Origin of the sequence: Pseudoalteromonas sp. NEC-BIFX-2020_002 (assembly GCF_013002825.1) — a bacterium.
GTDB classification, from domain to species: Bacteria; Pseudomonadota; Gammaproteobacteria; order Enterobacterales; family Alteromonadaceae; genus Pseudoalteromonas; species Pseudoalteromonas neustonica.
The window spans coordinates 166515-192335 of sequence record NZ_JABEPJ010000004.1 but is presented as its reverse complement, the minus strand read 5'-3'; the positions used below and the strand labels follow the sequence as shown (position 1 = coordinate 192335).

Genomic DNA, 25821 nt, shown 5'->3' with positions numbered 1-25821 from the left:
TCTTTGAACCGATAAGCTTTAAACAAAATGGCGCTCAATCAGCGCCATTTTTGTTTTTTAATTGCTAACTAACTAAATAACTTAGCGGCTCTGCGCCCCATGTCATCAATAGTCCACTTAGTAATACAACAAAAATAACAATTGCTAACCAAGGCGATTTGGTTACTTTAACCTCTGCATTACCTGCTTCTTTGTCCGTATACCCGGTGACCATCGCTTTAACTAACCTTTTGCCTTTAATGCGGTAAATAACAATTGCCACAACGTGTAAAATAATCGCATAAAATAATAAGTCGAAATTTGTGTGGTGCAACCAGCCCGCCCACTCAACCACATTATTAGAGGCATATTGCACCAATGGTCCGTCGGTTAAAATATCGTCCGTGGTCATTAAGCCACTCACTAACTGCACCAATAACAATGCAAAAAAAGCGAGCACCATATAACTGCCCGCAGCACCATGACCCACTGGCTCATTAGTTTGTTTAAACGATTTGATTGCCGCAATAGGAGAATGTAGCAATGCACTTAACTTCGCCGTTTTACTACCAATTAAGCCCCATATAAGACGCGTTAACAGCAGCGCTAATGTAAAAAAACCTGCGATAAAATGCAGTTCCATCATGCCTTCTTCAGCACTAAAATACAGTGTGGCAATTGCTATTACGAGTAGCCAGTGAAAGCTACGAATAAACCCATCCCATACTTTAATACGTTTAACCACTTGATCATCCATCGTAATAACTACCTCTTAAATATATACTCTATAATAATGCCACAGACTGCTTTACACGACTATTTCAACGCGGCGAATAACCGCAGGTATAACGCGCAATTTTTTACAAGCTTTGTATATTGGTTTAGATATACTCAAAGCTATAAGAGCTAAAATAACAAAAGCGGCGCCAATGAAAGATGAACAATCAACTTTTTATCACCATGAGAAATTAGGCGGGTTAGAGGCTTTACAAGCACGCTTTACTCATCAGAATTTTTCACGCCATAGCCATGAAGGCTACACCATTGGTTTAATTGATTGCGGCGCGCAAAAGTTTTATCGCAGTGGCAGTGACCATATCGCACCAAAAAATAGTATTATTTTAGTCAATGCCGACCAAATTCATAATGGCCAAACAGCAACCGAAGCAGGCTGGTCATACAGAGCAATGTATCCGCGTCCAGAGCAATTTGACGCACTTTCTCAAGAGTTAATAGGTATTCGCTGTGGCGCACCTTATTTTGATTTTGCTGTTTACAACAATCGCTCACTTACCCACCAATTAAATCAACTACTTAATTGCTTAACAACTACAGTGAAAAATAATAACCAACTGCACACTGAAAGCTTATTTTACAGTGTGATGACTCAGTTAATGCTGTCATTTAAACAAGATTACCGACAATTAAAACAACTAAAACCCAAAGCAAACCTTACACATGCACAGCAATACCTTGATGAATATTGCTGTGAAGAGATAAGCCTTGAGCGAATAGCCGCCCTGAGTCACATGAGTCCATTTCATTTTATTCGCCAATATAAAAAACAATATGGTTTAACTCCTCATGCATACCAAATACAGCGCCGTATTCGCCATGCAAAGACATTGTTAAAACATGGTTTAAATGTCAGCCAAACAGCAAACGAATGTGGCTTTCATGATCAAAGTCACTTACATCATCACTTTAAATCTCGCATTGGCATTACGCCTGGCCAATATAGAAATCTATTTAGCAGTTCATTAACGAAGGATACACAGTGAAAAAGGCATTACTTAAAGGTTTTTTAGATATGCTACCGCTGTGTTTAGCGGTGATCCCATGGGGTATTTTATGTGGATCGTTAGCGGTACAGAATGGTTTTACAGCTCTCGAAACACAAGCTATGTCACTATTGGTTTTTGCAGGCTCAGCGCAACTGGTTGCCATTGAACTAATGGCTGGTAATACGCCGTTATTAACTATTTTATTTACTACTTTTATTATTAGTTCACGGCATTTTTTATATGGGTTAGCGGTACGCCACAAAGTAATAGATCAACCTTTGCGTTGGCGCCTACCTGTAAGCTTTGTACTCACTGATGAATTATTTGCATTTTCTCACCACCGCAAAGCCTACCGTACAAAAACGCGTTTAACCTATGCGCTAAGTGCCGGATTTAGTTTTTATATAGCGTGGAATTTATGGACTTTTATTGGCATTGTAGCAGGGAGTTTATTGCCCGATTTAACCACCCTCGGTTTAGATTTTGCCATTGCCGCAACATTTATAGCGCTGGTTATTCCTGGCATAAAAAACCTTGCAACCTTAGCAACGGTTGTAACCGCAGGCATAGTTGCTAGCGTTTTAAAAAGCCAAGGGTTTGAGTTGTGGTTGGTTGTTGCTGCACTGAGTGCTATGACCGTGGGGTATATTATTAGCCGTGTTATTAGTCGCACAAATAGCCAAATACATATAAAACAGGCGCCTAAATCATGATGACAACTATTTTATTAATGGCCTGTATTACTTTTTTTACCCGTTACTTATTTTTACACCGCGCTTTGCCCTTTAAAGTCGGACCAAAAATGCAGCAATTTTTAAGCTTTAGCGCCCCTGCAGTGCTCACTGCTATTTGGGTGCCTATCGTATTTGTAACAGATAATGGTATTAACCTAAACTGGCAAAACCCATACCTCAGCGCTGCAGTTGTCGCAATTATTGTCGCGTATAAAACGCATAATATTTACTACACAACGCTGGCTGGTATGGGCCTGTTTTTAATTTTGAATTAGCGCCAGATCAATGCGCCAATTCAATTGCCGATACTGGCGCTAAACACTGGCAAGTAAAACAGCGCGGCTCTTTTCAAGAGTAACTTGCTCTCGCTCACCGAGCGCCGTCATGCCGTGGCGCTCAAGCTGCTTAACAATTTTATCTGCCACTTCTTCACCTAAGTTGTAATCACTTAGACGAGTTGGCATGTTTACACTATGGAAAAACGCCTCTGTTGCAGCAATTGCTTGCTCAATAGCGGCATCTTCATCGCTAATATCAAGGCCTAAAACACGTTGTGCATATTGTAAAATTTTACCGCGTTTCGTTTCTTTTTGCTCAGCCATCATACGTGGCAATACAATCGCTAACGTTTGTGCATGATCAAGGCCATACACTGCCGTCATTTCGTGCCCTAGCATATGCGTTGACCAATCTTGCGGCACACCAGCACCAATTAATCCATTTAAGGCCATCGTTGCCGACCACATAATATTAGCGCGCACTTTGTAGTTGTCTGGCTCACTGAATGCTTTTGGGCCTTCTTCAAGTAAGGTCATTAAAATACCTTCAGCAAAACGATCTTGTAACTTAGCGTCTACATCGTACGTTAAGTATTGTTCCATAGTATGAACAAACGCATCAACAATACCGTTAGCTACTTGGCGTTTAGGCAATGAGTAAGTCACTGCAGGGTCAAGCACAGCAAATTGCGGTTGTACAAATGGGCTAGCAAATGGCAATTTGTCATGACTATCAAGGTTAGATACAACACTAAAGGTATTTGACTCAGACCCCGTTGCTGGCAAAGTTAGCACTACACCTAACGAAATCGCTGACTTAATTTCACCACCTTTAGCTAAAATATCCCACGGTTCACCTTCATAATTTGCCGCTGCAGCAATAAATTTACTGCCGTCAATAACAGAACCGCCACCAACAGCTAAAATATAGTCAATCTGTTTCTCTTTAACTAAAGCAACCGCTTTCATGCACGTTTGATAACTTGGGTTTGGCTCGATACCTGCAAATTCAAACCAAGTATGCTCACTTAACGCATTACTTACTTGTTCATAAATACCATTTTTTTTGATGCTGCCGCCGCCATACGTAACCAGTACTTTTGCGTCAGTTGGGATCTCACTTTTAATTAATGCGATTTGTTGTTCGCCAAAATGAATTTTTGTTGGGTTTGCAAAACTAAAATTTAACATGCTTGCTCCATTAATTGATTATGTATAATGCGTGGTGACCAAATGATTGTAGACTTTTAACGTTTAAATTAAAGATTAAGATCAGGCAATCACTTTTGCACAGCTGCAACAATGAATGATATAAACTATAATTACTTAATATTTTGAGAACATAATATATGTGGCAAGGCCTTGATGAATTTTTACATGTCGTTGAACATGGCAGCTTTACCCATGCAGCAAAAGCTATGGAAGTGTCAACATCTCATATTAGTCGCCAAGTACAACAATTAGAAAACCGCTTAGGCTCAGTGCTGTTTCAACGTACCACCCGTAAAATAAGCTTAACTGACGCAGGGCGTGAATACGCAGTTAAACTCAAAGCCATAAAACAAGAACTTATAGACGCTAATAATCAATTACAAGGCGAACAACGCAGACCCAAAGGCCTTATTCGCATTACCGGCGCGGGGGAATTTGTCGCAACTAATGTAGCACCCAAAATTGTTGAATTCGTAAAACGCTACCCTGACGTGGAAGTCGATATGGACTTTAATAATCGCAACGTTGACCTCGTAGAAGAAGGTTTTGATTTAGCCATTCGTTTTGGGCGTATGCAAGACTCGAATTTAATCGCGAGACCACTATGCCCTCGCATCATGACGCTCGTTGCAAGCCCTGACTATTTACAACAAAACCCCGCTCCTACAACACCTCACCAGCTCACTAAACATAATTGCTTAGTGGCAATGGGTAAACGCTGGCGATTTAATTTTAATGGCGAAATCAAAGAAGTAAAAATTACTGGAAACTGGCGCAGTAATCATCCACGCGCATTACTCAGTGCAACATTGGGTGGATTAGGGATTGCCCACTTAGCTTGCGATATTGTTGAACAATACGTGCAACAAGGCCAATTAGTAACGCTGCTTGATGAATTTCAAGTCACTGATAATGCATCTTGGTTAGTATACCCACGCAAAGATTTAATGCCGTATAGAGTACGTTTATTGATTGAATATTTACTCACAAGTTTTAGGGCGTGTTGACCTTTGCAGATTAAAATTCGTTCAATCCAAAGGCGATTTAATCGCGGCGCGAGGTTTGTAACCGAGTGGGCTAAGTAAAAATCGAGCAAAGCTAGATTTAAGCTGTATGTCTGTCACAACTCAGGATAGAATTTACCAAACAACAATAATAAAGTGAGCATCATGAACGACTTTCACCAACTTTCAGCCACAAACTTACAGGGCCAAACATTTGATTTTAGCAACCTTGAAGGCAAAGTGGTTTTAATTATTAATACCGCCAGCAAATGTGGCTTTACACCGCAATACGAAGGCCTGCAACAATTGCATGCAAAATACGCCGAGCAAGGATTGGTTATTATTGGTTTTCCATGTAATCAATTTGGTCAACAAGAACCTGGAAACGCTAAGGATATCGAGCAGGGCTGTTTAATTAATTATGGCGTTGACTTTGTGATGATGGGCAAAGTAGATGTAAACGGCGAACATGCACACCCCGTGTTTAGGCATTTAAAATCAGCCTTACCAGGGTTTTTGAGTCGTAAAATAAAATGGAATTTCACAAAATTTTTAATCGGCCGCAATGGCGAACCTATTAAACGTTTCGCTCCTTTTACCAAGCCGCAACAAATCGAAAGCACGATCATTAAAGCACTTAAAAACTAAAAGCAATAAAGAGGCATACGCCTCTTTATTTTAAACTGTTGCTTAGTGATTCATGTACTCATCAAAGTCATCATCACCTAAGTTTTTACGCAAGCGTTTTTGCTCCAGGTAGTCTTCCAACTTTTTCTTCACCTTTTGCTTATTCTTGTCGTGTTGATTACGCCCAACCATTTCGTACTCGTCTTCAACAAAAGCGTCATCTAGCGCATCGTAACTAAATGTCTTACCCACAACCCACTCCATAAAGTGTTTGAGACCAATGTAGGATTTTTATCACTGCCATTGGTAAAATTAAAATGTTCAGTGCGCTTATTCAACATAGTGAAGCGCACCAAAGTAAAGCCACAACCCATTCTAAAATGATGTTATGTCAGTAATGTGAATAAATAGCGTTAAATTTGAATTCTGGAAAGTGAGACTTTTTTATCGAAACGATAAACATTATTTATGCTTATAAATTTTTTAGTCATTTTGACTAAAAATTAGTTTTTTTATCATTTAATAGACCAATCAAAAAATAAAGAAAAGACCCTAACAACATGATTATTAATATTAATTTTTTTTGGCATCAAACTTGATAACAACTAAGTAAGCATTCGTTATAATCAACACATTAGCAGGATATAAAAATGAAAAAATTACTTTTAGTAGGTTCTTTATTTATTGCCACAGGGGCAATGGCGCACAATGATAACGACTCGCATATTTCATTTAGCGGCGATTCGTGCAAAGTAGAGTTTCAAAATGATGTTCGCATTAAACCAAACGAACTCGAAATTTTTACCGCTAACGATCACACCATGACTTTCACTAACAATGGCGAGCTCATTGTTGATGGCCAAACATTGGCATTAGATGAGCAGCAGCGTCAAGCAATCAGCGACTACTCAGACAGCCTACGAGGCCAGCTACCTGAAGTTGCTAACATTGCACTTGAAGGTGTAAAAATTGCCGGCGTTGCAATTGAAGAAGTCGCCAATGCATTTAACATCCAAGGTCTAGACAGTATTAATGACCTAATGGCAGAGATTCAGGTTGAGGTAGAAAATACCTTTTATCAACAAGGTGCCTTTGTAATGGGGCAGCAAAGTTTCAATGACTTTGGCGAAAATTTTGAAAGCCATTTTGATGAACAAATTGAAAGTGCCGTTGAATCAGCAATGATGCAATCAATGGGCAGTATTTTGATGGCATTAGGGTCTGAGTTAATGGGTGCCGGCGGCGATATGCAAGCCTTTGAACAGCGTATGGAAAATATGGGTGCACAAATAGAAGAAAAGGTAGAACTGCAAGCAAACGCACTAGAAAAACGTGCTGATGCATTATGTGATAATTTTTCAACGATTGCAGCGCAAGAGCAGCAACTTGTTAAATTAGTACCAGAGCTAAAAAATTATCAATTATTTAGCTACAAACAAAACAACTAAACTCATATAACAATTTGATATCCCTTTAGCAGCACTCTTTTAAACGTGCTGCTTTTTTACTTTTTAGCTAAATGTATTAACTCACCAAGTTTAATAATTGCTTGCTCGACTCGTTCATTCCAAGGCAAGCCATAACTTAACCGTATACAGCTGCGATACTTATTCGTTGCCGAAAATATATAACCCGGTGTAATACTAATACCATTTTCTAACGCGAGTTGAAATAGCTTAATACTGTCAAAGCTTGGCCCTAAATCAACCCAGACCACGCAGCCACCTTGCGGATCACTAATACGTGCCGTGGCAGGAAAAGCTTGCTGCAAACACCAAATCATCCGCTCTTTATTGGTACGCAGACGCTGCCTAAGTAATTTTAAGTTACGCTCATAATCACCACTGGCCACAAACTCATATAACGTCCATTGATTAATTAAAGATGTTGAGCAGCTTAGTGCTCGTTTATAACGTCTTGCGCGCGCTGCAAACTTTCCCGCAATTAACCAACCAACACGATAACTCGGAGCCGCTGTTTTTGAAAACGAAGAACACGTTAACACGAGCCCCTTTTTTGAATACGCTTGTGCAGGTATGCCTCGCTCGGGAGTAAAATGCAAATCGCCGTACACATCATCTTCAATAAGCACTACATCTTGTGATTCTAATAGCTCAACTAATTGTTTACGCTTATGATCCGGCATAAAGCTGCCAACCGGATTGTTGATCGAAGTTGAAAACACACAGGCTTTAATATCGTGATCTTGCAAAGCTTGGTTCAGATCATCAAGCCAGATCCCATCATCAGGACATAGCGGGATCTCCAGTGCTTTAAGGCCTAAACTCTCGATCAATTCAATGATCCCAAAATAACAAGGTGACTCGATCGCAATCACATCCCCCGGCTTTGTCGCACATTTTAACGCGATCGCCAGAGCCTCTTGTGCACCATTGGTAATCACTAATTCATGGCTATCAACCCCAATACCAAAATCTAAATAACGATGGATCAACTGCTTTTTAAGCGGCGCAAAGCCATCCATCGCCCCATAGTTTATTGCACGACTCCCTGCAATCGACATTACCCGACGCATGGTCCGGCTAAGCATTTTATCGGTTGGGGCTGCCGCAACAGGGTTTGCAATACCAAAAGGCACCACATTCGCTTGATGGATTGCATCGTATACTTGCTCAATTAACACCTGCATATTAACTGATACAGGCGCGCGACTCAGCTTTACCCGTTTAGGCCGAGCAAGTTGTGTATTAACTGTTTTTAAAAAGTAACCAGACTTTTCCCGCGCTTCAACAAGACCTTGTGCCTCAAGAGACTGATAAGCCAATTTTACAGTCGGGATGCTCACATTGAGTTTTTCGGCCATTTTGCGTAATGAAGGAAGTTTCTCACCAGGGAGCAGTGTGCCCTGCTCACTTAAATCGCGAACAAGTTGCATGACTTGCTGGTATAAAAAATCATGATTAGTTTTACTGATCACTAACGACATTGCATTTACCTTTCACTCAAAGCACCCCAAATCTGTATAGGTTGCATTTATAGTTTTCTGTGTATGTTAAGTATACAGAAGCGAACTAAAATGAACACTTCATCTTCACACTTGGACCAAGGCCATGAAAAGTATCGCGCTGTACACTCTCACCGTTTTGATTTGGGGCTCTACTTGGCTCGCTATTGAATTTCAATTAGGTGACATCGCCGTTGAAGTTTCGCTATTCTATCGCTTTAGCCTTGCAGCTATTTTGATGTGGATGTGGGTGGGCGTAAAAAAACTCCCCATGAATTACACCCGCCGAGACCATGGCTTTTTTGTTTTATTAGCGCTGTGTAATTTTGGACTTAATTATTTGGTTCTTTACTGGGCACAAAATTACTTAACGTCAGCCATGACATCCATTGCTTTTTCAATGCTGCTCATAATGAATATTATTAATACCCGCTTATTCTTTGGTAAACCTATCGCCAAACGTATTTACAGCGGCGCTATTTTAGGTGTTTTAGGCATCATTTGCTTGTTTTGGCCACAGTTACAGCAGTTCGACTTGAGTAACGGGGTGTTGGTCGGGTTACTACTTGCTCTAAGTGGTACCTTTGTGGCTTCATTAGGGAATATGGTCAGTGTTCGCAATTCTCACCAGCAAATAGGTGTTATGCAAGGTAATGCGTGGGGCATGCTATATAGCGCGATTGGGCTGTTATTTTACGTCATTATTAGCGATGCTCAGTTTAGCTTGTCGGCACCTGCAAGCTATTGGTATTCATTAGTTTATTTATCTGTATTTGGCACTGTTATCGCATTTGCTTGTTACTTTGCATTACTAAGAAACATAGGCCCAGAACGCGCCAGTTATGTGATTGTATTATTTCCTTTAGTTGCCGTTGCACTGAGCACATTATTTGAAGGGTTTATCTGGCAAACGAATACGTTTATAGGCTTTAGTTTAGTGCTGGTAGGTAACGCCATTGTACTAACCCCAACAAAACGAATTAAAGCATTTTTTGCAGCGCGGTCATTGCAGCAAAAAAGCTCCATCCCCGGTTAGAATACGTTTTAAACGTAACTAACCCCAAAGCGCCTACTTGTTAGGCGCTTTTTTTATTTTTAACTGCATACTTTTTTTATCTCTAACTGTATAGAGGTACACGTTGGCACACAAAAACGTAGGGCTCGTGGATGCACTTGAATAGAAGCAGGTGTTACACCAATCAACTCGCCATCGGCTTCAATAGGTAAATTAGGTGTATTAATGGTTGCAACCGTCACGCGTTGATACTCAAGTCCTGTCATTGTATGGTGATTGCGTAGTAATAAACGCATAAAACTATATAGGTTGCCCAACAACCCACGCGCAGGCATGGCATAGCATTCCAAGTAACCACTGTTCAATCGTGCCTTAGGTGCAATAGCCAAGCCACCACCAAAATAACGATGGTTCGCAAATACAGTGATTAGATTTTTATACGCATACTCACGCCCTGAAAAATCACTGGTGATATGCGTACCTTTATAACCTAATAGATATTTAAATCCTGCCAAGCTATAACCAAGCGAGGACCGAGCAGGTTTTGTCTGCAATGCTTTGACAACATGAGCGTCAAAACCAACCCCTGCAATATTGACAAAATAACGGTCATTTATTTGCCCAACATCTATTTTTACATCACCTTGACTAAAAACCGCCGTGCGCCACTCTTTATCAGAGCAGCCAAAGCCTCGTGAAAAATCATTCCCTGTACCTAATGGCAATAACGCCAACGAACACGAAAGTCCCACAAGTGCATTAACAGCTAAATTGAGTGTACCATCCCCTCCAACCACCACTGCACGTTGATAATATTCCGCGCGTTGAGTTATTTTTTTGCAATCTGGATGAAAATTTCCCGTGGTATATATTATTTCAGTACTTATTTGTCGTTGATTGCACTCATGGAGTAACCAATCACATACTTTTTTATGATTTTTATTTGTACTTGGTTTAATAATTATCAACATCGTAATACCAATCTACCCACCTATTTAAAAAAACACATTAACAAAAGATAAATTAATCTGAATAATTAGTCACTTTTTCTATTTCACAATGCATAAAAAATAAAAAATAAAATTAAAACCCTTTAAATACAGACAAAAAATACCACCCAACCTTCATAACCATGCAGTTATCACAGATCATAAAATCTGAACTGCACGTTAAAAAAATATATTCAGATTAGTTATTTCTATCCGACCACCCTAATTTTTATCGTTTTATTTTTGTGCAATTAAGCGTCAGAATAGCCCTGTTGTCAAAACAGACATAACCCGGAGCAAAGTAATGAACCCAGTAAATACATTAAATGAAAATGCAGCAACGCATGTTGCCGTAAAACCAACCAATCGCAAAGCAAAAATGCTCGCTAAACTTAACCGTTATGGTAAAAAGCTAGCACTTGGCGGCGCAGTTCAATATAAGTAACCACCCAACCATGGTTACTTTAGCGGTGCAGCAAACACCCAACCACTAAATGAAAACACTTATTTAGCTCCCTCGTTTGCTGCAACCCCTTCTTAAAACACCTCAAAAACACTTAATTTCAAAAAAAAACCACTTTTTAGAACAAAAAACCAGCAAACGATCTTTTTCCTATTTACACAGCCCACACACCTAAGTATTATCTTGCGTCAACGGAGAGATGGCAGAGTGGTCGAATGCACCGGTCTTGAAAACCGGCAGGGGTTTATAGCCCCTCTAGGGTTCAAATCCCTATCTCTCCACCATTATTACTTTTTGGTGGTTCACTCGACTATCAAAATGAAAAGTTTATGCGCTGGAGAGGTGGCCGAGTGGCCGAAGGCGCTCCCCTGCTAAGGGAGTATAGGGTTTGTAGCTCTATCGAGGGTTCGAATCCCTCCTTCTCCGCCATTTAATAACGAAAAAAGCCCCGCAATTTATTGTGGGGCTTTTTTTGTTGTTAAAAATGGTAGAAGGAAGCTGAAAACTCTCGACACGGATGCTATGGATAACACAAAATATGATTAAACCTTTCATTCCTAACACTTTCATACCACCTACAACTTTTCAAACCGATCATTTTTATTTTAAGGTGCTCGATGATGATATAGCCGAATTAGATTATGCCGCGGTCATGTCTAGCCAAAAAAGGTTACAGGGTATTTTTGGCCCTGCATCTAACTGGCCAGATCCAAAAATGACTCTCGCTGATAATATCGCCAGTTTAAAGATTCATAAACATGAATTTAATACCCGTAAAGCATTTGCATTTTCAGTATTAGATAAATCCCAGAACATATATCTTGGCTCAATATATATCGACCCAAGTCCATCTGTAGATTATGACTGTTGCGTGTACCTATGGATCAAAGATGAATATATTTGCTTAGATAAAACACTTCATCAAGCTGTCAGTGCATGGCTTTGCACACATTGGCCTTTTGAAAACGTTTTATATCCTGATCGGGATTATTAGGGCGTGTTGACCTTTTTGGATTGAAATTTGTTCAATCTAGGGGCGATTTAATCGCGGCGCGAGGTTTGTAACCTAGCGGGCTAAGTAAAAACCGAGCAAAGCTTGTGCGTCCTGCTCACGCCCCTTACCTACATCCGTGTAGGTAACAAAGAGTCAATCGCCCCTAGGAAGAACCCTTTGGGCAGCGCATGTTTGGCATTTATCAATCACGAAAAGTCAATACGCTCTAGAGCGTATAGCAAACTTGTCTGCACGATATAAAAAGAGTAACTTGCTTGTATACATAATAATCAGAGTCTCTAAGGCAAGTCTATTATATTGTTCAAAGTCATTGAATAAAGGGTAACTATGTTTCCGTTGGATGTTTTTATTGCTTATACACTAGCGTGCCTATTATTAGTCATTTCGCCAGGGCCTGACAATTTACTGGCAATTAGTCGAGGCTTAAGCCAAGGTAAATCGGCCGCAATAATTTCAGGACTGTCATCTGGCCTAGGGATATTATTTCATGTGCTAGCAGCAACTTTTGGTTTAACTCTGCTAATCCAAACCTCTGAATTTGCTTTTTATATGATTAAAGCAATCGGTGCGGCCTACCTTATTTATTTAGGCATTAAAGTTTTACGTTCAAAAAATTTGATTTCTTTAGAACCAAGTAATAAAGAATCATTTAAACGTATATTTTCAACCGGCTTTCTCTCTGCTGCACTCAACCCAAAACCTGGCATATTTGTACTCGCTTTTTTACCACAATTTATAAATCCAGCTTTAGGGTCTATCACGGCTCAAATGATTGGCTATGGCCTGTGGTTTGCCATTTTAACCACAATTGGCTTTAGTTTAATGGGAGTGTTTTCATCTCAGCTTGCCAGTTGGCTAAAAAACAAACCTAAACTAATAAACAACTTGAATATTGGTGCTGGAATAACGTTTATTTTTTCCGGGCTCACTGTCGCATTTATGAAGCAAAGATAACTAAAAAATCAATAATTTTATTACTGATTTTCAATTAGAGCATCACGATGAATGAACTTGAAAAAATGCAGGTAGGTTTATACCCTATATTGCCTCAGATCCAGAACTAGCAAACACGCAAACTCACGCAAAACTGGTATGCCATCAGTTTAATTTGGCCGATCCAACAACACCGTATGAGCGAGTTAAAATTCTTGGTGCCTTATTAAAGTTTAAAGGTAAGGCCTACCTTGAACCGATGTTTTATTGCGGTTTTGGTTTTAATATAGAGCTTGGCGATAATTGTGTGATTGGCGCAGGCAGTGTAGTGACAAAAGATATTCCGGCCAATTCGGTGGCCGTTGTAATCCCTGCAAAGTGATTAGGGCGATAAAAACTAAATAGTCGCCCTGGTTGTTAACGCAGGTTAATCTTGCAAACTAAACCCATCTGCATCTAAATGCGCGGGGAAACTTTGCTTAAATAGTTCAAGCGGCTCTTTCTTTAAAGTGGTAATTACAATGTCTGATTCATTGTCTATTGCAGCGACTAGCACATCACCTTTGAAATCATACACTGCAGTGCCGCCATTATGCGCAACGCCATTGCCATCTTCCCCCACACGGTTCACACCAACCACATAGCACTGGTTTTCCATCGCACGCGCCATTAATAGGGTATCCCATACATTACGCCTTGCTGCGGGCCAATTGGCGACATTTATCATCACATCGTAATCGTTACGATTACGTTGAAAAACCGGGAAGCGTAGGTCATAACACACTTGCGGTAAAACCCTAAAACCATTAATGGTGAATATTTGGCGCTGCTGCCCAGCTTTTACAAAATCACCTTCTTTACCCAAACAAAATAGGTGGCGTTTGTCGTAAAACTTAACCTCACCACTGGGCCACACCCAGTAAAAACGATTGGCTTTTTTGTCACCTTGCTCTACTAATACGGAGCCTGCAACCACTGCATTGGCCGATTTAGCTGTCGCGATTAACCAAGCAAGTACTTGACCGTTTTCCGGTTCAGCGCAATCGAGGCTTATCGCAAAGCCGGTGGCGAACGTTTCGGGTAATAAAATAAGATCAACCGCTTTATCTATATTAGCTATTTTATTGCCAAAATTTTCCAAGTTAGCAGCTTTATCTAACCAGTTAAGCGAGGTTTGCACCAAAGCGAGCGTTAAAGTTGACATAAAATCTCCGCAGCTTGCAGCAAAGTTTCATCGCTTTTAGCAAAGCACAAACGAATTACTTTATCGTGACTTGGTTGTTGATAAAACACACTCAATGGGATAGCAGCAACGCTCGCCTGTTCAACTAGCCATTGGCAAAACTCAACATCATTTAACTCAGACACATCACTGTAATCGAGTAGCAAAAAGTAAGTGCCTTCGCTGGGCAAAATAGTAAAGCGGCTACCTTTAAGGGCATTACTGAGCACATCGCGTTTTTGTTGATAAAACTCACTAAGCTCATCCACATGCTCTCCTTGTTGCTCTAACATATCGGCTAATGCATGTTGTGCAGGCGTAAAACTTGAAAAGGTCACATATTGATGGATTTTACGGAACTCCACAGCCAAGCTTGCTGGTGCGATGCAATATCCCATTTTCCAACCCGTACTGTGAAATGTTTTACCGAAACTTGAAATAACAAAGCTTTTTGCAAATAGCGCATCATCACGCAGTACACTTAAGTGAGGCTGCCCATCAAAGGTAATGTGCTCGTATACTTCATCGCTGATGACATATAAATCATGCGCTGAAACTATCGCTTTAAGGGCATTTATATCTTGCTGCTTTAATGTTTTGCCACTGGGATTATGTGGGGTATTTATAATTATTGCGCGGGTGTTTTTATTTACGGCACTGGCAACAGCTTGCCAATCAATCACATAATCTGGCGCATGTAGCGCAATATTAACCGACTTACCGCCTGCCAGCTCTATTGCCGGTTGATAAGAGTCATAAGCGGGGTCAAATATAATGACCTCATCGCCGCGACGTACAATAGCTTGAATTGCCACAAATAATGCCTCTGTAGCGCCTGATGTAACGGTTACCTGCTGATCGGCATTAATTTCTGCACCGTATTTTCGCTGTGCTAATTCAGCTATTTGTTGCTGTAGTCGCGGCACACCACTTGAAGGCGAATATTGATTCATTCCTTCTAATACATAATGGTTCAGCTGTTTTTTTAGCAGCTCTGGCGCGTCAAATTCAGGGAAACCCTGCGATAAATTAATTGCTTCATATTGATTTGCTAAAGTGGTCATTTGACTAAAAATACTGGTGCCTAAATTTGGCAATTTACTTTCAAACACTGGTTACCCTTAATGATGGTTTTGCGCCCAAAGCGATGCTATCATTGCTTATAAAAGAAGTATAGCCGTCTAAATCGTTTTAGTAGCTCGAGGATTATATGCATAACAATACCGCTATTTCAGAACTTATAGAAGCAGGAAAATGGATCAGTCAACGTGGTTGGGTTCCTGCAACGGGTGGCAACTTTTCAGCTCGTACAACCACCGGATTTGTTGTAACTGCCAGCGGCTTTGATAAAGGTCAGCTCGGAACTCATACCTTTATTCAGTTAGACCATAATGGTGATCGCAGCGCAGGTTCAGCCAAACCTTCTGCCGAAACAGAGCTGCATTTATGCATGTACAAACTCATTCCTTCAGCTAACTTTGTATTGCATACCCACTCTGTTGCAGCCACGGTACTATCGCGAATAATTAAAGGCCACAGCCTTGATTTACAAGGCTACGAAATGCAAAAGTCAATTGCAGGCAATACGTCACATTTAGACACACTTAGTATTCCTATTTTTGATAACGACCAAGATATTGATCGCCTAAGCTTATTAGTAAGTGACCATCACTTACACACGCCGATTGAGTATGCAGTGCTTATTCGCGGCCATGGTCTATATGTTGTAGGGCGTGATATTCGTGAAGTACGTCGCCACTTAGAAGGCTTAGAGTTTTTATTTAGTTGTGAGCTTGAGCGTTTAAAATTAGAAGGTATTTCAGCAGAGGCAAAAGTATGATCAAGGCATTATTAACTGATATTGAAGGCACAATTACCCGAATTTCATTTGTTAAAGAAGTGCTGTTTCCTTATGCCGCTGCGCGGTTACCCGAATTTGTAAAAGCAAACGAGCAACAAGACGCCGTAGCTGAACAATTAAATGCCGTAAAAGAATTTATCGAGCAGCCAGATGCCCCTATAGATACGGTTATTAGCACCTTACTCAAATGGGTTGCCGACGATAAAAAAATTACCCCACTTAAGCAACTGCAAGGTTTGATTTGGCAGGCGGGTTACGAAAATGGTGATTTTACTGGTCACTTATATCCTGATGCCTACCAGTTTTTACAACAGCAAAAACTCGCAGGTCAGCAGCTTTATGTGTATTCGTCAGGTTCAGTAAAAGCACAACATTTGATTTTTCAATACTCCGATTTTGGTGACATCCGCCCACTATTTACTGATTACTTTGATACCAAGGTTGGTGCAAAACAAGAGCAATCATCGTATGAAAACATTATTACGCAACTGCCATTTGACGCAAATGAAGTGTTATTTTTGAGCGATGTGGTTAGCGAGCTTGATGCTGCTAAGGCCGCAGGCCTAAATACGTTGCACTTAATCCGCGATGGTCAAGCCTGCTCGGTTGAACATAATTACATTAACGATTTTAGCCAGTTTACAGCGGAGTATTTAACATGAGCCAATTAACTATTTTTGCTGACTGTAATGGCGAAAATGCGCTTTTTACAAGTCATGACAACAACGAGATAGCCGCAGAGTTAAATAAGGTCGGTGTACGTTTTGAGCAGTGGCAAGCAAGTGCAGTGATCACCGCCACTACTAATAATGAGGAGATCATTGCATCTTATAACGCCGATATCGAGCGCCTAAAGCAACAAGGGGGCTATCAAACTGTTGATGTAATTTCATTGGCTAAAGGTAACCCCTCAGCGGCGGATTTACGCGCTAAGTTTTTATTTGAGCACACCCATAGTGAAGATGAAGTACGCTTTTTTGTGAAAGGCCAAGGGTTGTTTTGCCTACACATTAACGACAAAGTTTACCAAGTGTTGTGCCAACAGGGTGACTTGATTTCAGTCCCTGAACTCACGCCGCATTGGTTTGATATGGGCAGCGATCCTGAGTTTACCGCGATTCGTTTGTTCAATAACACTGAGGGCTGGGTTGCACAAAGCACAGAATCAGAGATTGCCAAGCAATTTCCGTTATTAGATTAACGACCTGTTATTTAAAACCAAAAGGCTAAAAATGGAAAAGCTATTCTCATACGGTACGCTGCAATTAGAGCAAGTACAGCTTGATACCTTTGGCCGTTTGCTTGAAGGCCAAGCCGATACACTACAAGGTTACGTAATAGGTGAAGTTGAGATCTCCGATGCCGCCGTGCTGAAAAGCAGCGGCCAACGGTTTCATCCTGCATTAATTAAAACAGGACTGGCGACAGATATAGTAATCGGCACCATTTTTACTATCACCGCAGAAGAACTCGCCAACGCAGACAACTACGAAGTTGATGATTACGTACGAGTTGAAGAGATATTTAGCTGCGGTATTAATGCGTGGGTGTATGTAGCTAAAAGCCTAATATAGCTTACATTAGTTTACAAACACCCAACAAAAATACCCTAAAGACAAACAACTTCTGTTATTATTCTTTGTGATAAAAGCAATAAATAATTAAAGGATTAGATATGGGGCTGGCGCGTTTTCTCACTCAAGGAAACTTAATATTAGTTGGCGAGTGGCAACTAAATATTGATCAGCAAAGTATTAGTGACGGTGATAACGTTAGGGAATTAGAACCCCTGCTGTTCAAACTATTATGCTATTTTATTGAGCATAATGAACGAATAATTCCTCGCCAAGAACTCGCTGAAAATATTTGGCAACAAAGTCATGTAGATGATAATGCTATTAACCGCGCCATCTCTGAGTTAAGAAAAGCCCTCAAGTCAGCAAAACAGCCCGGCCAGAGTATCAAAACTCATTACCGAGCTGGCTACAGTTTATTTATTCCAGTAAGCTCAAACGCAATTAGCGCTGAACCAGAACTTGCGGTAACCAAACCTATTATAACCCATTTAGCTCCGCCAATACTGCAACCGACGGGCACACCGAAAAAAGTATATTGGCCTTGGACTATGGTCTTGCTGCTCTTAGTGATTTGCTTTTCTTGGTTTTATCAAGAGCAGCCATCTGCCAGCAATGAAACACAAAATTCTATGCCTTTTCTTACTTTAGAAGCAGAAACTATTTCTTGGCATAAGGGAAGTTACTATAACTTATTGCTTCCCCCTGATAAAAGTAAGCTGGCTTACACGGTTACCGCTACAAAACCAAGCGAAACAAATAATATATATGTGATGGACTTGGGCAGTAAAAAAGAATATTTGCTTGATGCTGGCAAAGTTTATATTCAAGGTTGGTCAAGTGATGGTGAACGATTATTTTACATCAAGTGTAAGAAAAATAATAAATACCAGTGCCAGCAATGGCAAGCCAGTAATTTTATTTCTAAAGAGATAAAAAAGATGCCCCTACCGTATAGCATTACAGGGGGTGAAGAACTAACTCAGTACACGGAAATTGGCGATACAGCAATATTTCGTAGAAATAACTATCGTGGACTTACCCACCTCAATGCACTCTATGCCTATGATAAAAAAACAGGTGAGGAGCTGCGTATTACTACACCCAATATAACAGGTACTGGTGACTACTTATTAACATCGCTCTCAAATCCCGATAGAATTATCTTTGAGCGCCATAACGTTAGCCAATCTGAGATTTACATGGCTAACCTTGATGGGAGTTCGTTGAAGTTATTAACGACCAACACCCACAGAGCATGGGCGGCTACCTATGACAAAGATGACAACACACTAATTTGGTACAACCGCTTTAATTCGACAATTGAGTCATTTTCGCTTGATACTATGCAGCTGGAGCAAGTGATTGAAGCTCCTGTAAATGCAGCAAATTACGCATACCCACTTGATAAGCAAACCATATTAATCAGCACTGACTTACACGATTTAGATGTCAATATCTTTGATTTTAAAACGGCAACCATGGAACATATTGCCACGGCAAATAAACATGAGCGCGATGGCGTAGCACTGAAAAATGGTGATATTTACTTTGCCGATGCTTATCACTACGATAAACGCGAACATTGGTTAAAAACTAACAACCAATTTATCAACATTACTGATCAGTTAGGCACTGATAATATAATTATAGCTGCTGATGCTAATAGCTCGCATTTATTGAGCTACAACAAAAGTAGTTATCAACTCTCCATTTTGAATGCCACTGATTACCATGTGATAAAACAGTGGTCGGTGCCTGGTCATATTCAAAGTGCTGTAATGCGTAACAATAAAGTGGCTATAATCTATACGGATGCCACTAATCAAAACAACCAAATAATACTGTTAAATACTGATAATGAAAACACTGTAATGAGTGACATCGACACTCCACTTGCGCTTGCTTGGATTGATGACGATCAGTTAATTGTGCATACAAAAAACACGCAATTTTTAATACTTGATAGCCAAACCAATACTTATAAAGAATTTGCAACACCAGATAAACTAACGACAATCAAACCCTCTATAGTGGCTATAGCAAGCAATGATAAAACATTATTTGTGGCAACCGATTTAGAAATATACAGTACGACTTTAGATACAATGCAAGATATTAAAAGTTTAGTGAAAATGAAGCCAACAAACTATATAACAAAGCTAAATGCCCAGAATGATAAGTTAGCTATTTCATTTTTATCTACCAACAACCCAAATAGTATTGAGCTTTACACAGAGCATAAACCAAATGACTAAAAGCCCCTCAAAGCGCCTCGCTTAATATCGGCTTGGCTATATACCCCACTATCCAGTACCCAGCCCGTGATAAGCTTGGCGGGCGTTACGTCAAATGCTGGATTGTAAACTTTTGCGTTAGTCGGTGCCCAAAGCGCCTCGCCAAAACTGCCGCTGACACCACGTACCTCTGCTCCATTACGCTGCTCTATTTCTATATCTTTGCCGCACGCCGTGTTTATATCTAATGTGGTTAGCGGCGCAACAACATAAAATTCAATATCATGAAAGTGCGCAAGCACAGCTAAATTGTAAGTACCTACTTTATTTGCAAAATCGCCATTGGCGGCGATACGGTCTGCACCCACAAAAATTTTATTCACTTTGCCCGCGGCCATTAAACTTGCAGCCATGTTGTCGCAAATTAAAGTATAAGGGATTTGCCAGCGCTCTAATTCAAATGCAGTCAACCGCCCACCTTGTAACAATGGCCTAGTTTCGTCTACCCACACATGAATGTCACCATGGCGCTGCTGCGCTTTATAAATCACCCCAAGCGCAGTGCCTATGCCTGCAGTAGCTAACGCTCCCGTATTACAATGAGTCAGAATATTATCGCCACTGTTAACGAGTTTTGCTCCGTGAGTTGCCATTTTCTCGCACAGAGCAATGTCTTCGTTGAACAGCTTTACTGCTGTGTTTATAACTTCAGCTACATAATCTTGCTGCTGTAATGCCACCCTTAGTTTCGCCATGCAATGCATTAAATTAACAGCGGTGGGACGCGTAGCTTCAAGGTCATCAATGGCTTGCGCTAAAACAGCTTTGGTTGTGTCTTGTTCAGCCAAATAAGCAATTAATAAACTAGCACCTAAACCAATCAATGGAGCACCACGAATTTTTAAACTCAAAATTAGCTCTCTCATGGTTTTTACATCACGGCATTCATGCCACACCTGTTGATGGGGCAATAAATACTGATCCAATACCATTAAGGTATTATTTTGGAATTTTAAGCTGCTAGCGATTAAATCTTGCATATGAGTTGGACCTACCAATATAAAATCTGCTGCTATTTTACATCAGTTTTAAAAACCCACAAAGCGGAAGTGTAGACTTCCAAACGGTTAAAGGTATAGAATGCTATTGTTCCTGAATTAATAAGAGAAGCCCGATGGCCAAATACTTTGCGTTTAATGCCCAGCATGCGATTGATTATATTAAAAATCTTGTAAAAGAAGAGGGATATGATTTTTTTCAGCCAGATCAAACTTTAACTGCGTATGAGTTTGGTGATGGTAATTTAAACTTAGTATTTAGAATCAGTGATGAGCAAAATAACAGCGTTATATTAAAACAAGCACTGCCTTATGCTCGCTGCGTAGGAGAATCATGGCCATTAACACTTGATAGAGCACGAATTGAAGCTGAAGTGTTAGTTAATCATGGCGCTATTTGCCCTGAACACACAGCCAATGTACTGCATTATAACCCCGCATCAGCGTTAACTATTTTAGAAGATCTGGGTCATTTACAAATTTTACGCACCGCACAAATTAACGCAGAACACTTTCCATTGCTTGGCCAGCATGTAGCCCGCTATTTAAGTTATACGGGATTTTATAATTCAGATTTTTACTTAGCCGCTCAGGATAAAAAAGCGAAGGTCACTCAGTTTACCAACCCTGAACTTTGCCAAATTACTGAAGACTTATTTTTTAACGATATTCTGCGTGAGCATGAGCGAAATAACTACCCTGCACAATTACAAAGCACGGTGAGTAAATTACAAAGTAACGCTGCGCTACATTTAGCAATCGCAAAACTCAAAGCGCAATTTTTATCATGCCCGCAAACTCTGCTCCACGGTGATATGCATAGCGGCAGCATTTTTGCAGATCAAAGCACCACTAAGATAATCGATCCTGAGTTTGGTTTTTTTGGCCCTATAGGCTTTGATATCGGCTCATTTATCGGCAACTTATTATTAAATTACTGCGCTCAAAACGCCCGCATTAGTGAGTTTGTTATTCGCCGCAACTATCACAGCCACTTACTGACTTGCCTGCAAGAAAGCTATAGCTTATTTGAACAACAGTGGCTTGCGCTAATTGTAAAGCAAAGTACTGATTTGAATTTGCAAGCAAATGGCTACGCTGAACACTTTATGCAACAAGTTTTGCAAGATGCTATTGGCTACTGTGGTGTTGAGCTTATTCGCCGTACGATTGGCTTGGCTCATGTTGCCGATATTGATGGTATTGAAGATGAGCAAGCCCGCTTAGATGTACAGCGTCACACCTTAGCGCTGGGCGAGCAGTTAGTACTCAACGCCCATACCTGCAATAACAAAGAGGAATTTTTCTCTTTATTAATAAGCCAACTAAATTAAATGTATAAATATAGCAAAAGGCACTTTATTAAGTGCCTTTTTATCAACCTACTTTGGGCGGGCCCTATTACCTAGCCCCTTTAAATTACTGATAATTTTCATACATTTTATCTACTGGTTCTGATAAGCCATTTTCCTGCACAACCCGAACATGTTCACGGCTGAGTTCTCGAGCACTAAATACACCACATGAGTGCGCAATTAACCCCGCCCCATAATGAATATACTTGTTGTAATTAGCGACACGCTGCGCCTTGTCAGCTACATCAAGGCCGCGCTGCAAGCGTTCATCGTGTGTTGTTATACCTGTTGGGCAAGTGTCCTTATTGCACTGCAATGCTTGAATACAGCCCAGGGCAAACATATGACCACGTGCAGAAACAACAAAATCTGCGCCAAGCGCCAGTGCCCAAGCCACTTTTGACGGCACAATTAATTTACCCGATGCAATCACCTTAACCCGCTCTCGTAAGCCATGTTTTTCAAGCATGCTAACGACTAAAGGTAGACTCTCTTTTAAGGGTAATCCAACCGAGTCCATTAAAGGTTGAGGTGCCGCGCCGGTGCCACCATCAGCACTATCGATAGTAATAAAATCGGGCGCTGATTCGATACCGCGATGGTTTATTTCTGCAAACAAGGTTTCTAGCCATGCATAAGCGCCTATAACGGCTTTAAAACCGGTAGGCTTACCTGTTGTTTCACGGACTTTTGCAATCATATCAAGTAAGTCTGACGGATTTTTAACCTCTGGATGACCATTTGGGCTGATTGAATCTTGCCCCTGTGGAATGCCCCGAATAGCTGCAATTTCAGCATTAACTTTTTTACCGGGTAGCATACCTCCTTTGCCCGGTTTTGCTCCTTGGCTCATTTTTATTTCAAACATCTTAACTTGCTCATGAGCCGCAATCTCTTGAAGCTTTTTAATGCTCAAATTGCCTTGCCCATCACGCACACCATACTTAGCCGTGCCTATTTGGAAAACTATATCTGCGCCCCCCTCTAAATGATAAGGGCTTAAACCGCCTTCGCCTGTATTCATCCAGCATCCTGCAAGCTTTGCACCTTTTGATAAAGCACGCACTGCAGGTTTAGATAAGGCACCAAAACTCATGCCTGAGATATTAAATAAGGAGTTTGTTGCATAAGGTACTGTACAATAAGGCCCAATTATTACAGCGCTTGGCTCGAGGGCTTCTTCGTCTAAGGTAGGAAACGCACAGTTCATAAACATAACTGTACCAGTGACTTCTAAACTCTGTGTTGAACCAAACGCTGATGTACGGTCAACATTCTTAGCCGCTTTGTACACCCAACTGCGATCAGCACGGTTGAAAGGCATTTCCTCACGATCCATGGCAAAGAAATACTGACGAAAAAACTCGCCTTGGCGCTCAAAAAAATATCGAAACCGGCCAATCACCGGGTAGTTACGCCTAATAGCTTGTTTTGATTGAGTTACATCTGCAATATAAAAATAAATAACCACTAATACAAACAAACCCAATGCCACAATAAATAAACTGGCAAACACATCTATACTAAAAATTATAAAATCACTCATCCAACGCCCCTTGCTGGTTATTTTATTCCAGCAAAGAGCATATAAGCAGATCAAATTTCAAGCAAAGAGTTTTATACCCTAGGACTTCAAATTGTTGGGCCTACACTGAATAACGGTTAGCTTTTCTGTTTAGCTAATTCAGCTTGAATATACAAACGAATTTGTTCCTCAAGAACTGACAGAGGGACTGAACCATGGCGAAGTATTTGATGATGGAATTCACGAATATCAAAGTTCTGCCCTAGTGCTTGCTCTGTTTCTTGGCGTAAACGCTTAATGGTTAACTCACCGATTTTGTAAGATAACGCTTGCGCTGGCCATGATATATAACGGTCAGTTTCTGTTTTAACGTTATGTAACGACAGGGCCGTATTTTCACTCATAAAGTTCATTGCACGCTCACGGCTCCAGCCATACATATGCATACCCGTATCAACAACTAAACGTGCAGCACGCCACATTTCATACGTTAAACGGCCAAAGTTACTATATGGGTCTTGATAAAAACCAGCCTCAAGCCCTAAATATTCAGAGTATAAACCCCAGCCTTCACCAAATGCTGACAAGTAAGCGTCGCGGCGATAACTTGGTAAATACTCTAACTCTGCATTGAGCGATATTTGTAAGTGATGGCCTGGCACTGCTTCGTGCAAAGTTAGCGCCTCTAATACATACAAAGGACGTTTATCCAGCGCATAGGTGTTTACCCAATAAAAACCGGCTTGATCGTCACGGCTTGAACCAGAATAACGTCCGGTTGTATATTTTGGCGCAATACTCGCAGGTACTGGGGCTACACCGTAAGGCATACGCGGTAAGGTATGAAATAGTTTAGGTAATTGTGCATCCATTTTTTTAGCGATAAACGATGCTTCTTTTAATAACTCTTCGGGAGTTGTTGCGTAAAATTGCGGATCCGTACGCAAAAAATGCACAAATTCGGCAAACGTGCCTTCAAAACCAACTTGTTTAATCACCTCATCCATTTCACCACGGATACGCGCAACCTCTTTTAAACCAAGCTCATGGATTTCTTTTGGCGTCATATCTGTGGTGGTGTAATACTTGGCGCGATTAGCATAAAACGCCTCACCATTTGGTGTAGTTGAAATGCCTATTTCGCTACGCGCACCCGGTTGATACTCTTCATTAAAAAACGTTAAATACCCTTTGTAAGCGACAATCACCTGATCTTTAATTATTTTTTGGGCTTGTCGTTGTAAAACTGAAAATTCATTATCACTTAACCCGGCAGTGTTAGTTAAAAATGGCTTATAAAATTCCGATTGCGTTACATCGTCAACAATGTAGGCGTTAATTGAGTCTTGATACCCGATTAAGACGGCTTTCGGTTGTGTTAAACCAGCTTGCAAGCCTTTACGCATCCAGCCAATATTTTGCTCAAAAAAGCGGGGAACTTGCTGCAAACGTTTAAGGTAAAGCTGGTAGTCAGCAGCTGTCTTATAATCTGAGCGCGATACCATAAACGACAAACTCGAATGAAAACCATATTCAGATGTCAGTGGCATATAGTGTGCATTAAACACATATTCATCGACACTGTTTTGCACTTGAGCACGGATTATAGTGAGATTTATTCGGTTTTCTTCACTGAGTTTATCTTTATCTATCGCGTCTAATTGCGCTAATAGCTGAATATTTCCTTGGTATTTTTTTTCAAGAAACTCAGCTGATAAATTACTTAATAAGTAGCCATCTACTCCTGCGGGGTTACTGTACGGGCTAATACTTTTACGATAGTCAACAATCGCTTCAGCGGCATCCGTAAATTGTTGGTCGCTGTTTATATCGGTCATTTGACACGCACTCAACGAACACACAAGAGCTAGGCTCAATAATGAGTGATGGAAAATATTTGAGCGTGGTTTTTTCATAGTTTTAGAGCTCTGTGGCATTAATAGTAAGGCTAAGCTAACCCAGTAAGACTAAAACAATCAAAAAAATGCGAC

Annotated in this window: 27 protein-coding genes, 2 tRNA genes and 1 pseudogene; 20 read left to right on the top strand and 10 right to left on the bottom strand. The window is 40.6% G+C overall.

The features are described 5' to 3' along the window. Positions 1-64 precede the first annotated feature (64 nt). Positions 65-736 (bottom strand): cytochrome b/b6 domain-containing protein, encoded by a 672-nt coding sequence (locus HJP15_RS06820; RefSeq protein WP_170173319.1) that lies wholly within the window; start codon positions 734-736, stop codon positions 65-67. 172 nt (positions 737-908) lie between these two features. Between HJP15_RS06820 and HJP15_RS06815 the strand changes: the two genes are divergently transcribed. The 3 genes from HJP15_RS06815 to HJP15_RS06805 are packed head-to-tail and all read left to right on the top strand — an operon-like array spanning position 909 to position 2772. Next, entirely contained in the window at positions 909-1760 is an 852-nt protein-coding gene (locus HJP15_RS06815) for an AraC family transcriptional regulator (RefSeq protein ID WP_082379035.1), read from the top strand. 29 nt (positions 1761-1789) lie between these two features. After that, positions 1790-2476: an AzlC family ABC transporter permease gene (locus HJP15_RS06810; protein ID WP_054205319.1), complete on the top strand. Its 687-nt coding sequence runs from the start codon at positions 1790-1792 to the stop codon at positions 2474-2476. Beyond that, complete coding sequence (locus HJP15_RS06805; RefSeq protein ID WP_054205275.1) at positions 2473-2772, top strand: AzlD domain-containing protein; 300 nt, start codon at positions 2473-2475, stop codon at positions 2770-2772. The genes HJP15_RS06810 and HJP15_RS06805 overlap by 4 nt, the downstream gene beginning before the upstream one ends. 39 nt (positions 2773-2811) lie before the next feature. On the opposite strand, the gene HJP15_RS06800 is transcribed toward HJP15_RS06805, so the two are convergent. After that, a complete protein-coding gene (locus tag HJP15_RS06800) occupies positions 2812-3966 on the bottom strand; it encodes an iron-containing alcohol dehydrogenase (RefSeq protein WP_054454460.1) in 1155 nt (384 codons plus the stop codon). Positions 3967-4124: 158 nt separating this feature from the next. Between HJP15_RS06800 and HJP15_RS06795 the strand changes: the two genes are divergently transcribed. Then, positions 4125-4994, top strand: coding sequence for a LysR family transcriptional regulator (locus HJP15_RS06795; RefSeq protein WP_054205277.1), 870 nt, complete (start codon positions 4125-4127; stop codon positions 4992-4994). Positions 4995-5156: 162 nt separating this feature from the next. Next, positions 5157-5639: a glutathione peroxidase gene (locus HJP15_RS06790; protein ID WP_054454461.1), complete on the top strand. Its 483-nt coding sequence runs from the start codon at positions 5157-5159 to the stop codon at positions 5637-5639. A 42-nt stretch (positions 5640-5681) separates the two neighbouring features. Here the strand turns inward: HJP15_RS06790 and HJP15_RS06785 are convergent, their stop codons facing one another. Further along, on the bottom strand, positions 5682-5870 hold the full coding sequence (locus HJP15_RS06785) for a PA3496 family putative envelope integrity protein (RefSeq protein WP_082355672.1): 189 nt from the start codon (positions 5868-5870) through the stop codon (positions 5682-5684). Between the two features lie 398 nt (positions 5871-6268). Here HJP15_RS06785 and HJP15_RS06780 point away from each other — a divergent pair, with 398 nt between their 5' ends. Next, positions 6269-7066, top strand: coding sequence for a YggN family protein (locus tag HJP15_RS06780; RefSeq protein WP_054205280.1), 798 nt, complete (start codon positions 6269-6271; stop codon positions 7064-7066). A gap of 56 nt (positions 7067-7122) precedes the next feature. Here the strand turns inward: HJP15_RS06780 and HJP15_RS06775 are convergent, their stop codons facing one another. Next, on the bottom strand, positions 7123-8565 hold the full coding sequence (locus HJP15_RS06775; protein ID WP_170173318.1) for an aminotransferase-like domain-containing protein: 1443 nt from the start codon (positions 8563-8565) through the stop codon (positions 7123-7125). 124 nt (positions 8566-8689) lie between these two features. On the opposite strand from HJP15_RS06775, the gene HJP15_RS06770 reads away from it, so the two are divergent. Next, positions 8690-9619, top strand: coding sequence for a DMT family transporter (locus HJP15_RS06770; RefSeq protein ID WP_054454465.1), 930 nt, complete (start codon positions 8690-8692; stop codon positions 9617-9619). Positions 9620-9678: 59 nt separating this feature from the next. Here the strand turns inward: HJP15_RS06770 and HJP15_RS06765 are convergent, their stop codons facing one another. Then, positions 9679-10569, bottom strand: a complete 891-nt coding sequence (locus HJP15_RS06765) for a diacylglycerol/lipid kinase family protein (RefSeq protein WP_082355671.1) — start codon at positions 10567-10569, stop codon at positions 9679-9681. 322 nt (positions 10570-10891) lie between these two features. Here HJP15_RS06765 and HJP15_RS06760 point away from each other — a divergent pair, with 322 nt between their 5' ends. The 7 genes and pseudogenes from HJP15_RS06760 (at position 10892) to HJP15_RS22180 (ending at position 13380) form a co-directional block, all read left to right on the top strand. After that, positions 10892-11032 carry a hypothetical protein gene (locus HJP15_RS06760; protein ID WP_167349695.1) on the top strand — a complete coding sequence of 47 codons (141 nt, stop codon included), beginning with the start codon at positions 10892-10894 and terminating at the stop codon, positions 11030-11032. A gap of 211 nt (positions 11033-11243) precedes the next feature. Continuing rightward, positions 11244-11334, top strand: a tRNA-Ser gene (locus tag HJP15_RS06755). 52 nt (positions 11335-11386) lie between these two features. Beyond that, positions 11387-11479: transfer RNA gene (locus HJP15_RS06750), tRNA-Ser, on the top strand. Positions 11480-11588: 109 nt separating this feature from the next. Beyond that, positions 11589-12044 carry a hypothetical protein gene (locus tag HJP15_RS06745; protein ID WP_170173317.1) on the top strand — a complete coding sequence of 152 codons (456 nt, stop codon included), beginning with the start codon at positions 11589-11591 and terminating at the stop codon, positions 12042-12044. Positions 12045-12392: 348 nt separating this feature from the next. Beyond that, positions 12393-13019: a LysE family translocator gene (locus HJP15_RS06740; protein ID WP_169326624.1), complete on the top strand. Its 627-nt coding sequence runs from the start codon at positions 12393-12395 to the stop codon at positions 13017-13019. 79 nt (positions 13020-13098) lie between these two features. Next, a pseudogene (locus HJP15_RS22300) lies at positions 13099-13167 on the top strand (maltose acetyltransferase domain-containing protein); the annotation flags it as partial. 6 nt (positions 13168-13173) lie between these two features. Next, a complete protein-coding gene (locus HJP15_RS22180; protein ID WP_282960284.1) occupies positions 13174-13380 on the top strand; it encodes an LbetaH domain-containing protein in 207 nt (68 codons plus the stop codon). Positions 13381-13425: 45 nt separating this feature from the next. On the opposite strand, the gene HJP15_RS06725 is transcribed toward HJP15_RS22180, so the two are convergent. Beyond that, positions 13426-14202, bottom strand: a complete 777-nt coding sequence (locus tag HJP15_RS06725; RefSeq protein ID WP_169326625.1) for an amidohydrolase — start codon at positions 14200-14202, stop codon at positions 13426-13428. Beyond that, complete coding sequence (locus tag HJP15_RS06720; RefSeq protein WP_054205285.1) at positions 14190-15332, bottom strand: methionine aminotransferase; 1143 nt, start codon at positions 15330-15332, stop codon at positions 14190-14192. The genes HJP15_RS06725 and HJP15_RS06720 overlap by 13 nt, the downstream gene beginning before the upstream one ends. 98 nt (positions 15333-15430) lie before the next feature. Here HJP15_RS06720 and HJP15_RS06715 point away from each other — a divergent pair, with 98 nt between their 5' ends. The 5 genes from HJP15_RS06715 to HJP15_RS06695 all read left to right on the top strand — a co-directional run bounded on the left by HJP15_RS06715 (position 15431) and on the right by HJP15_RS06695 (position 19913). Further along, on the top strand, positions 15431-16060 hold the full coding sequence (locus HJP15_RS06715) for a methylthioribulose 1-phosphate dehydratase (RefSeq protein ID WP_170173316.1): 630 nt from the start codon (positions 15431-15433) through the stop codon (positions 16058-16060). Next, entirely contained in the window at positions 16057-16743 is a 687-nt protein-coding gene (gene mtnC / locus HJP15_RS06710) for an acireductone synthase (protein WP_170173315.1), read from the top strand. The genes HJP15_RS06715 and mtnC overlap by 4 nt, the downstream gene beginning before the upstream one ends. Continuing rightward, complete coding sequence (locus HJP15_RS06705) at positions 16740-17282, top strand: 1,2-dihydroxy-3-keto-5-methylthiopentene dioxygenase (RefSeq protein WP_169326629.1); 543 nt, start codon at positions 16740-16742, stop codon at positions 17280-17282. The genes mtnC and HJP15_RS06705 overlap by 4 nt, the downstream gene beginning before the upstream one ends. A gap of 31 nt (positions 17283-17313) precedes the next feature. Next, on the top strand, positions 17314-17655 hold the full coding sequence (locus HJP15_RS06700) for a gamma-glutamylcyclotransferase family protein (protein WP_170173314.1): 342 nt from the start codon (positions 17314-17316) through the stop codon (positions 17653-17655). 101 nt (positions 17656-17756) lie between these two features. Next, positions 17757-19913 carry a winged helix-turn-helix domain-containing protein gene (locus HJP15_RS06695; protein WP_170173313.1) on the top strand — a complete coding sequence of 719 codons (2157 nt, stop codon included), beginning with the start codon at positions 17757-17759 and terminating at the stop codon, positions 19911-19913. Here the strand turns inward: HJP15_RS06695 and mtnA are convergent. Next, on the bottom strand, positions 19910-20932 hold the full coding sequence (mtnA, locus tag HJP15_RS06690) for an S-methyl-5-thioribose-1-phosphate isomerase (protein ID WP_170173312.1): 1023 nt from the start codon (positions 20930-20932) through the stop codon (positions 19910-19912). The genes HJP15_RS06695 and mtnA overlap by 4 nt on opposite strands. 134 nt (positions 20933-21066) lie before the next feature. Here mtnA and mtnK point away from each other — a divergent pair, with 134 nt between their 5' ends. Next, the gene (mtnK, locus tag HJP15_RS06685; protein WP_170173311.1) at positions 21067-22284 is read left to right on the top strand and encodes an S-methyl-5-thioribose kinase; all 1218 of its coding nucleotides are present in this window, start codon (positions 21067-21069) and stop codon (positions 22282-22284) included. 85 nt (positions 22285-22369) lie between these two features. On the opposite strand, the gene HJP15_RS06680 is transcribed toward mtnK, so the two are convergent. Then, entirely contained in the window at positions 22370-23851 is a 1482-nt protein-coding gene (locus HJP15_RS06680) for an FMN-binding glutamate synthase family protein (protein WP_170173310.1), read from the bottom strand. Between the two features lie 116 nt (positions 23852-23967). Then, the gene (locus HJP15_RS06675; RefSeq protein ID WP_170173309.1) at positions 23968-25746 is read right to left on the bottom strand and encodes a DUF885 domain-containing protein; all 1779 of its coding nucleotides are present in this window, start codon (positions 25744-25746) and stop codon (positions 23968-23970) included. Between the last annotated feature and the right edge of the window lie 75 nt (positions 25747-25821).

Coding starts and splice junctions, on each gene's coding strand:
- HJP15_RS06820 (WP_170173319.1), bottom strand. CDS start 736: ATGGATGATCAAGTGGTTAAACGTATTAAAGTATGGGATGGGTTTATT.
- HJP15_RS06815 (WP_082379035.1), top strand. CDS start 909: ATGAAAGATGAACAATCAACTTTTTATCACCATGAGAAATTAGGCGGG.
- HJP15_RS06810 (WP_054205319.1), top strand. CDS start 1,790: ATGCTACCGCTGTGTTTAGCGGTGATCCCATGGGGTATTTTATGTGGA.
- HJP15_RS06805 (WP_054205275.1), top strand. CDS start 2,473: ATGATGACAACTATTTTATTAATGGCCTGTATTACTTTTTTTACCCGT.
- HJP15_RS06800 (WP_054454460.1), bottom strand. CDS start 3,966: ATGTTAAATTTTAGTTTTGCAAACCCAACAAAAATTCATTTTGGCGAA.
- HJP15_RS06795 (WP_054205277.1), top strand. CDS start 4,125: ATGTGGCAAGGCCTTGATGAATTTTTACATGTCGTTGAACATGGCAGC.
- HJP15_RS06790 (WP_054454461.1), top strand. CDS start 5,157: ATGAACGACTTTCACCAACTTTCAGCCACAAACTTACAGGGCCAAACA.
- HJP15_RS06780 (WP_054205280.1), top strand. CDS start 6,269: ATGAAAAAATTACTTTTAGTAGGTTCTTTATTTATTGCCACAGGGGCA.
- HJP15_RS06775 (WP_170173318.1), bottom strand. CDS start 8,565: ATGTCGTTAGTGATCAGTAAAACTAATCATGATTTTTTATACCAGCAA.
- HJP15_RS06770 (WP_054454465.1), top strand. CDS start 8,690: ATGAAAAGTATCGCGCTGTACACTCTCACCGTTTTGATTTGGGGCTCT.
- HJP15_RS06765 (WP_082355671.1), bottom strand. CDS start 10,569: ATGTTGATAATTATTAAACCAAGTACAAATAAAAATCATAAAAAAGTA.
- HJP15_RS06760 (WP_167349695.1), top strand. CDS start 10,892: ATGAACCCAGTAAATACATTAAATGAAAATGCAGCAACGCATGTTGCC.
- HJP15_RS06745 (WP_170173317.1), top strand. CDS start 11,589: ATGATTAAACCTTTCATTCCTAACACTTTCATACCACCTACAACTTTT.
- HJP15_RS06740 (WP_169326624.1), top strand. CDS start 12,393: ATGTTTCCGTTGGATGTTTTTATTGCTTATACACTAGCGTGCCTATTA.
- HJP15_RS06725 (WP_169326625.1), bottom strand. CDS start 14,202: ATGTCAACTTTAACGCTCGCTTTGGTGCAAACCTCGCTTAACTGGTTA.
- HJP15_RS06715 (WP_170173316.1), top strand. CDS start 15,431: ATGCATAACAATACCGCTATTTCAGAACTTATAGAAGCAGGAAAATGG.
- mtnC (WP_170173315.1), top strand. CDS start 16,057: ATGATCAAGGCATTATTAACTGATATTGAAGGCACAATTACCCGAATT.
- HJP15_RS06705 (WP_169326629.1), top strand. CDS start 16,740: ATGAGCCAATTAACTATTTTTGCTGACTGTAATGGCGAAAATGCGCTT.
- HJP15_RS06700 (WP_170173314.1), top strand. CDS start 17,314: ATGGAAAAGCTATTCTCATACGGTACGCTGCAATTAGAGCAAGTACAG.
- HJP15_RS06695 (WP_170173313.1), top strand. CDS start 17,757: ATGGGGCTGGCGCGTTTTCTCACTCAAGGAAACTTAATATTAGTTGGC.
- mtnA (WP_170173312.1), bottom strand. CDS start 20,932: ATGCAAGATTTAATCGCTAGCAGCTTAAAATTCCAAAATAATACCTTA.
- mtnK (WP_170173311.1), top strand. CDS start 21,067: ATGGCCAAATACTTTGCGTTTAATGCCCAGCATGCGATTGATTATATT.
- HJP15_RS06680 (WP_170173310.1), bottom strand. CDS start 23,851: ATGAGTGATTTTATAATTTTTAGTATAGATGTGTTTGCCAGTTTATTT.
- HJP15_RS06675 (WP_170173309.1), bottom strand. CDS start 25,746: ATGAAAAAACCACGCTCAAATATTTTCCATCACTCATTATTGAGCCTA.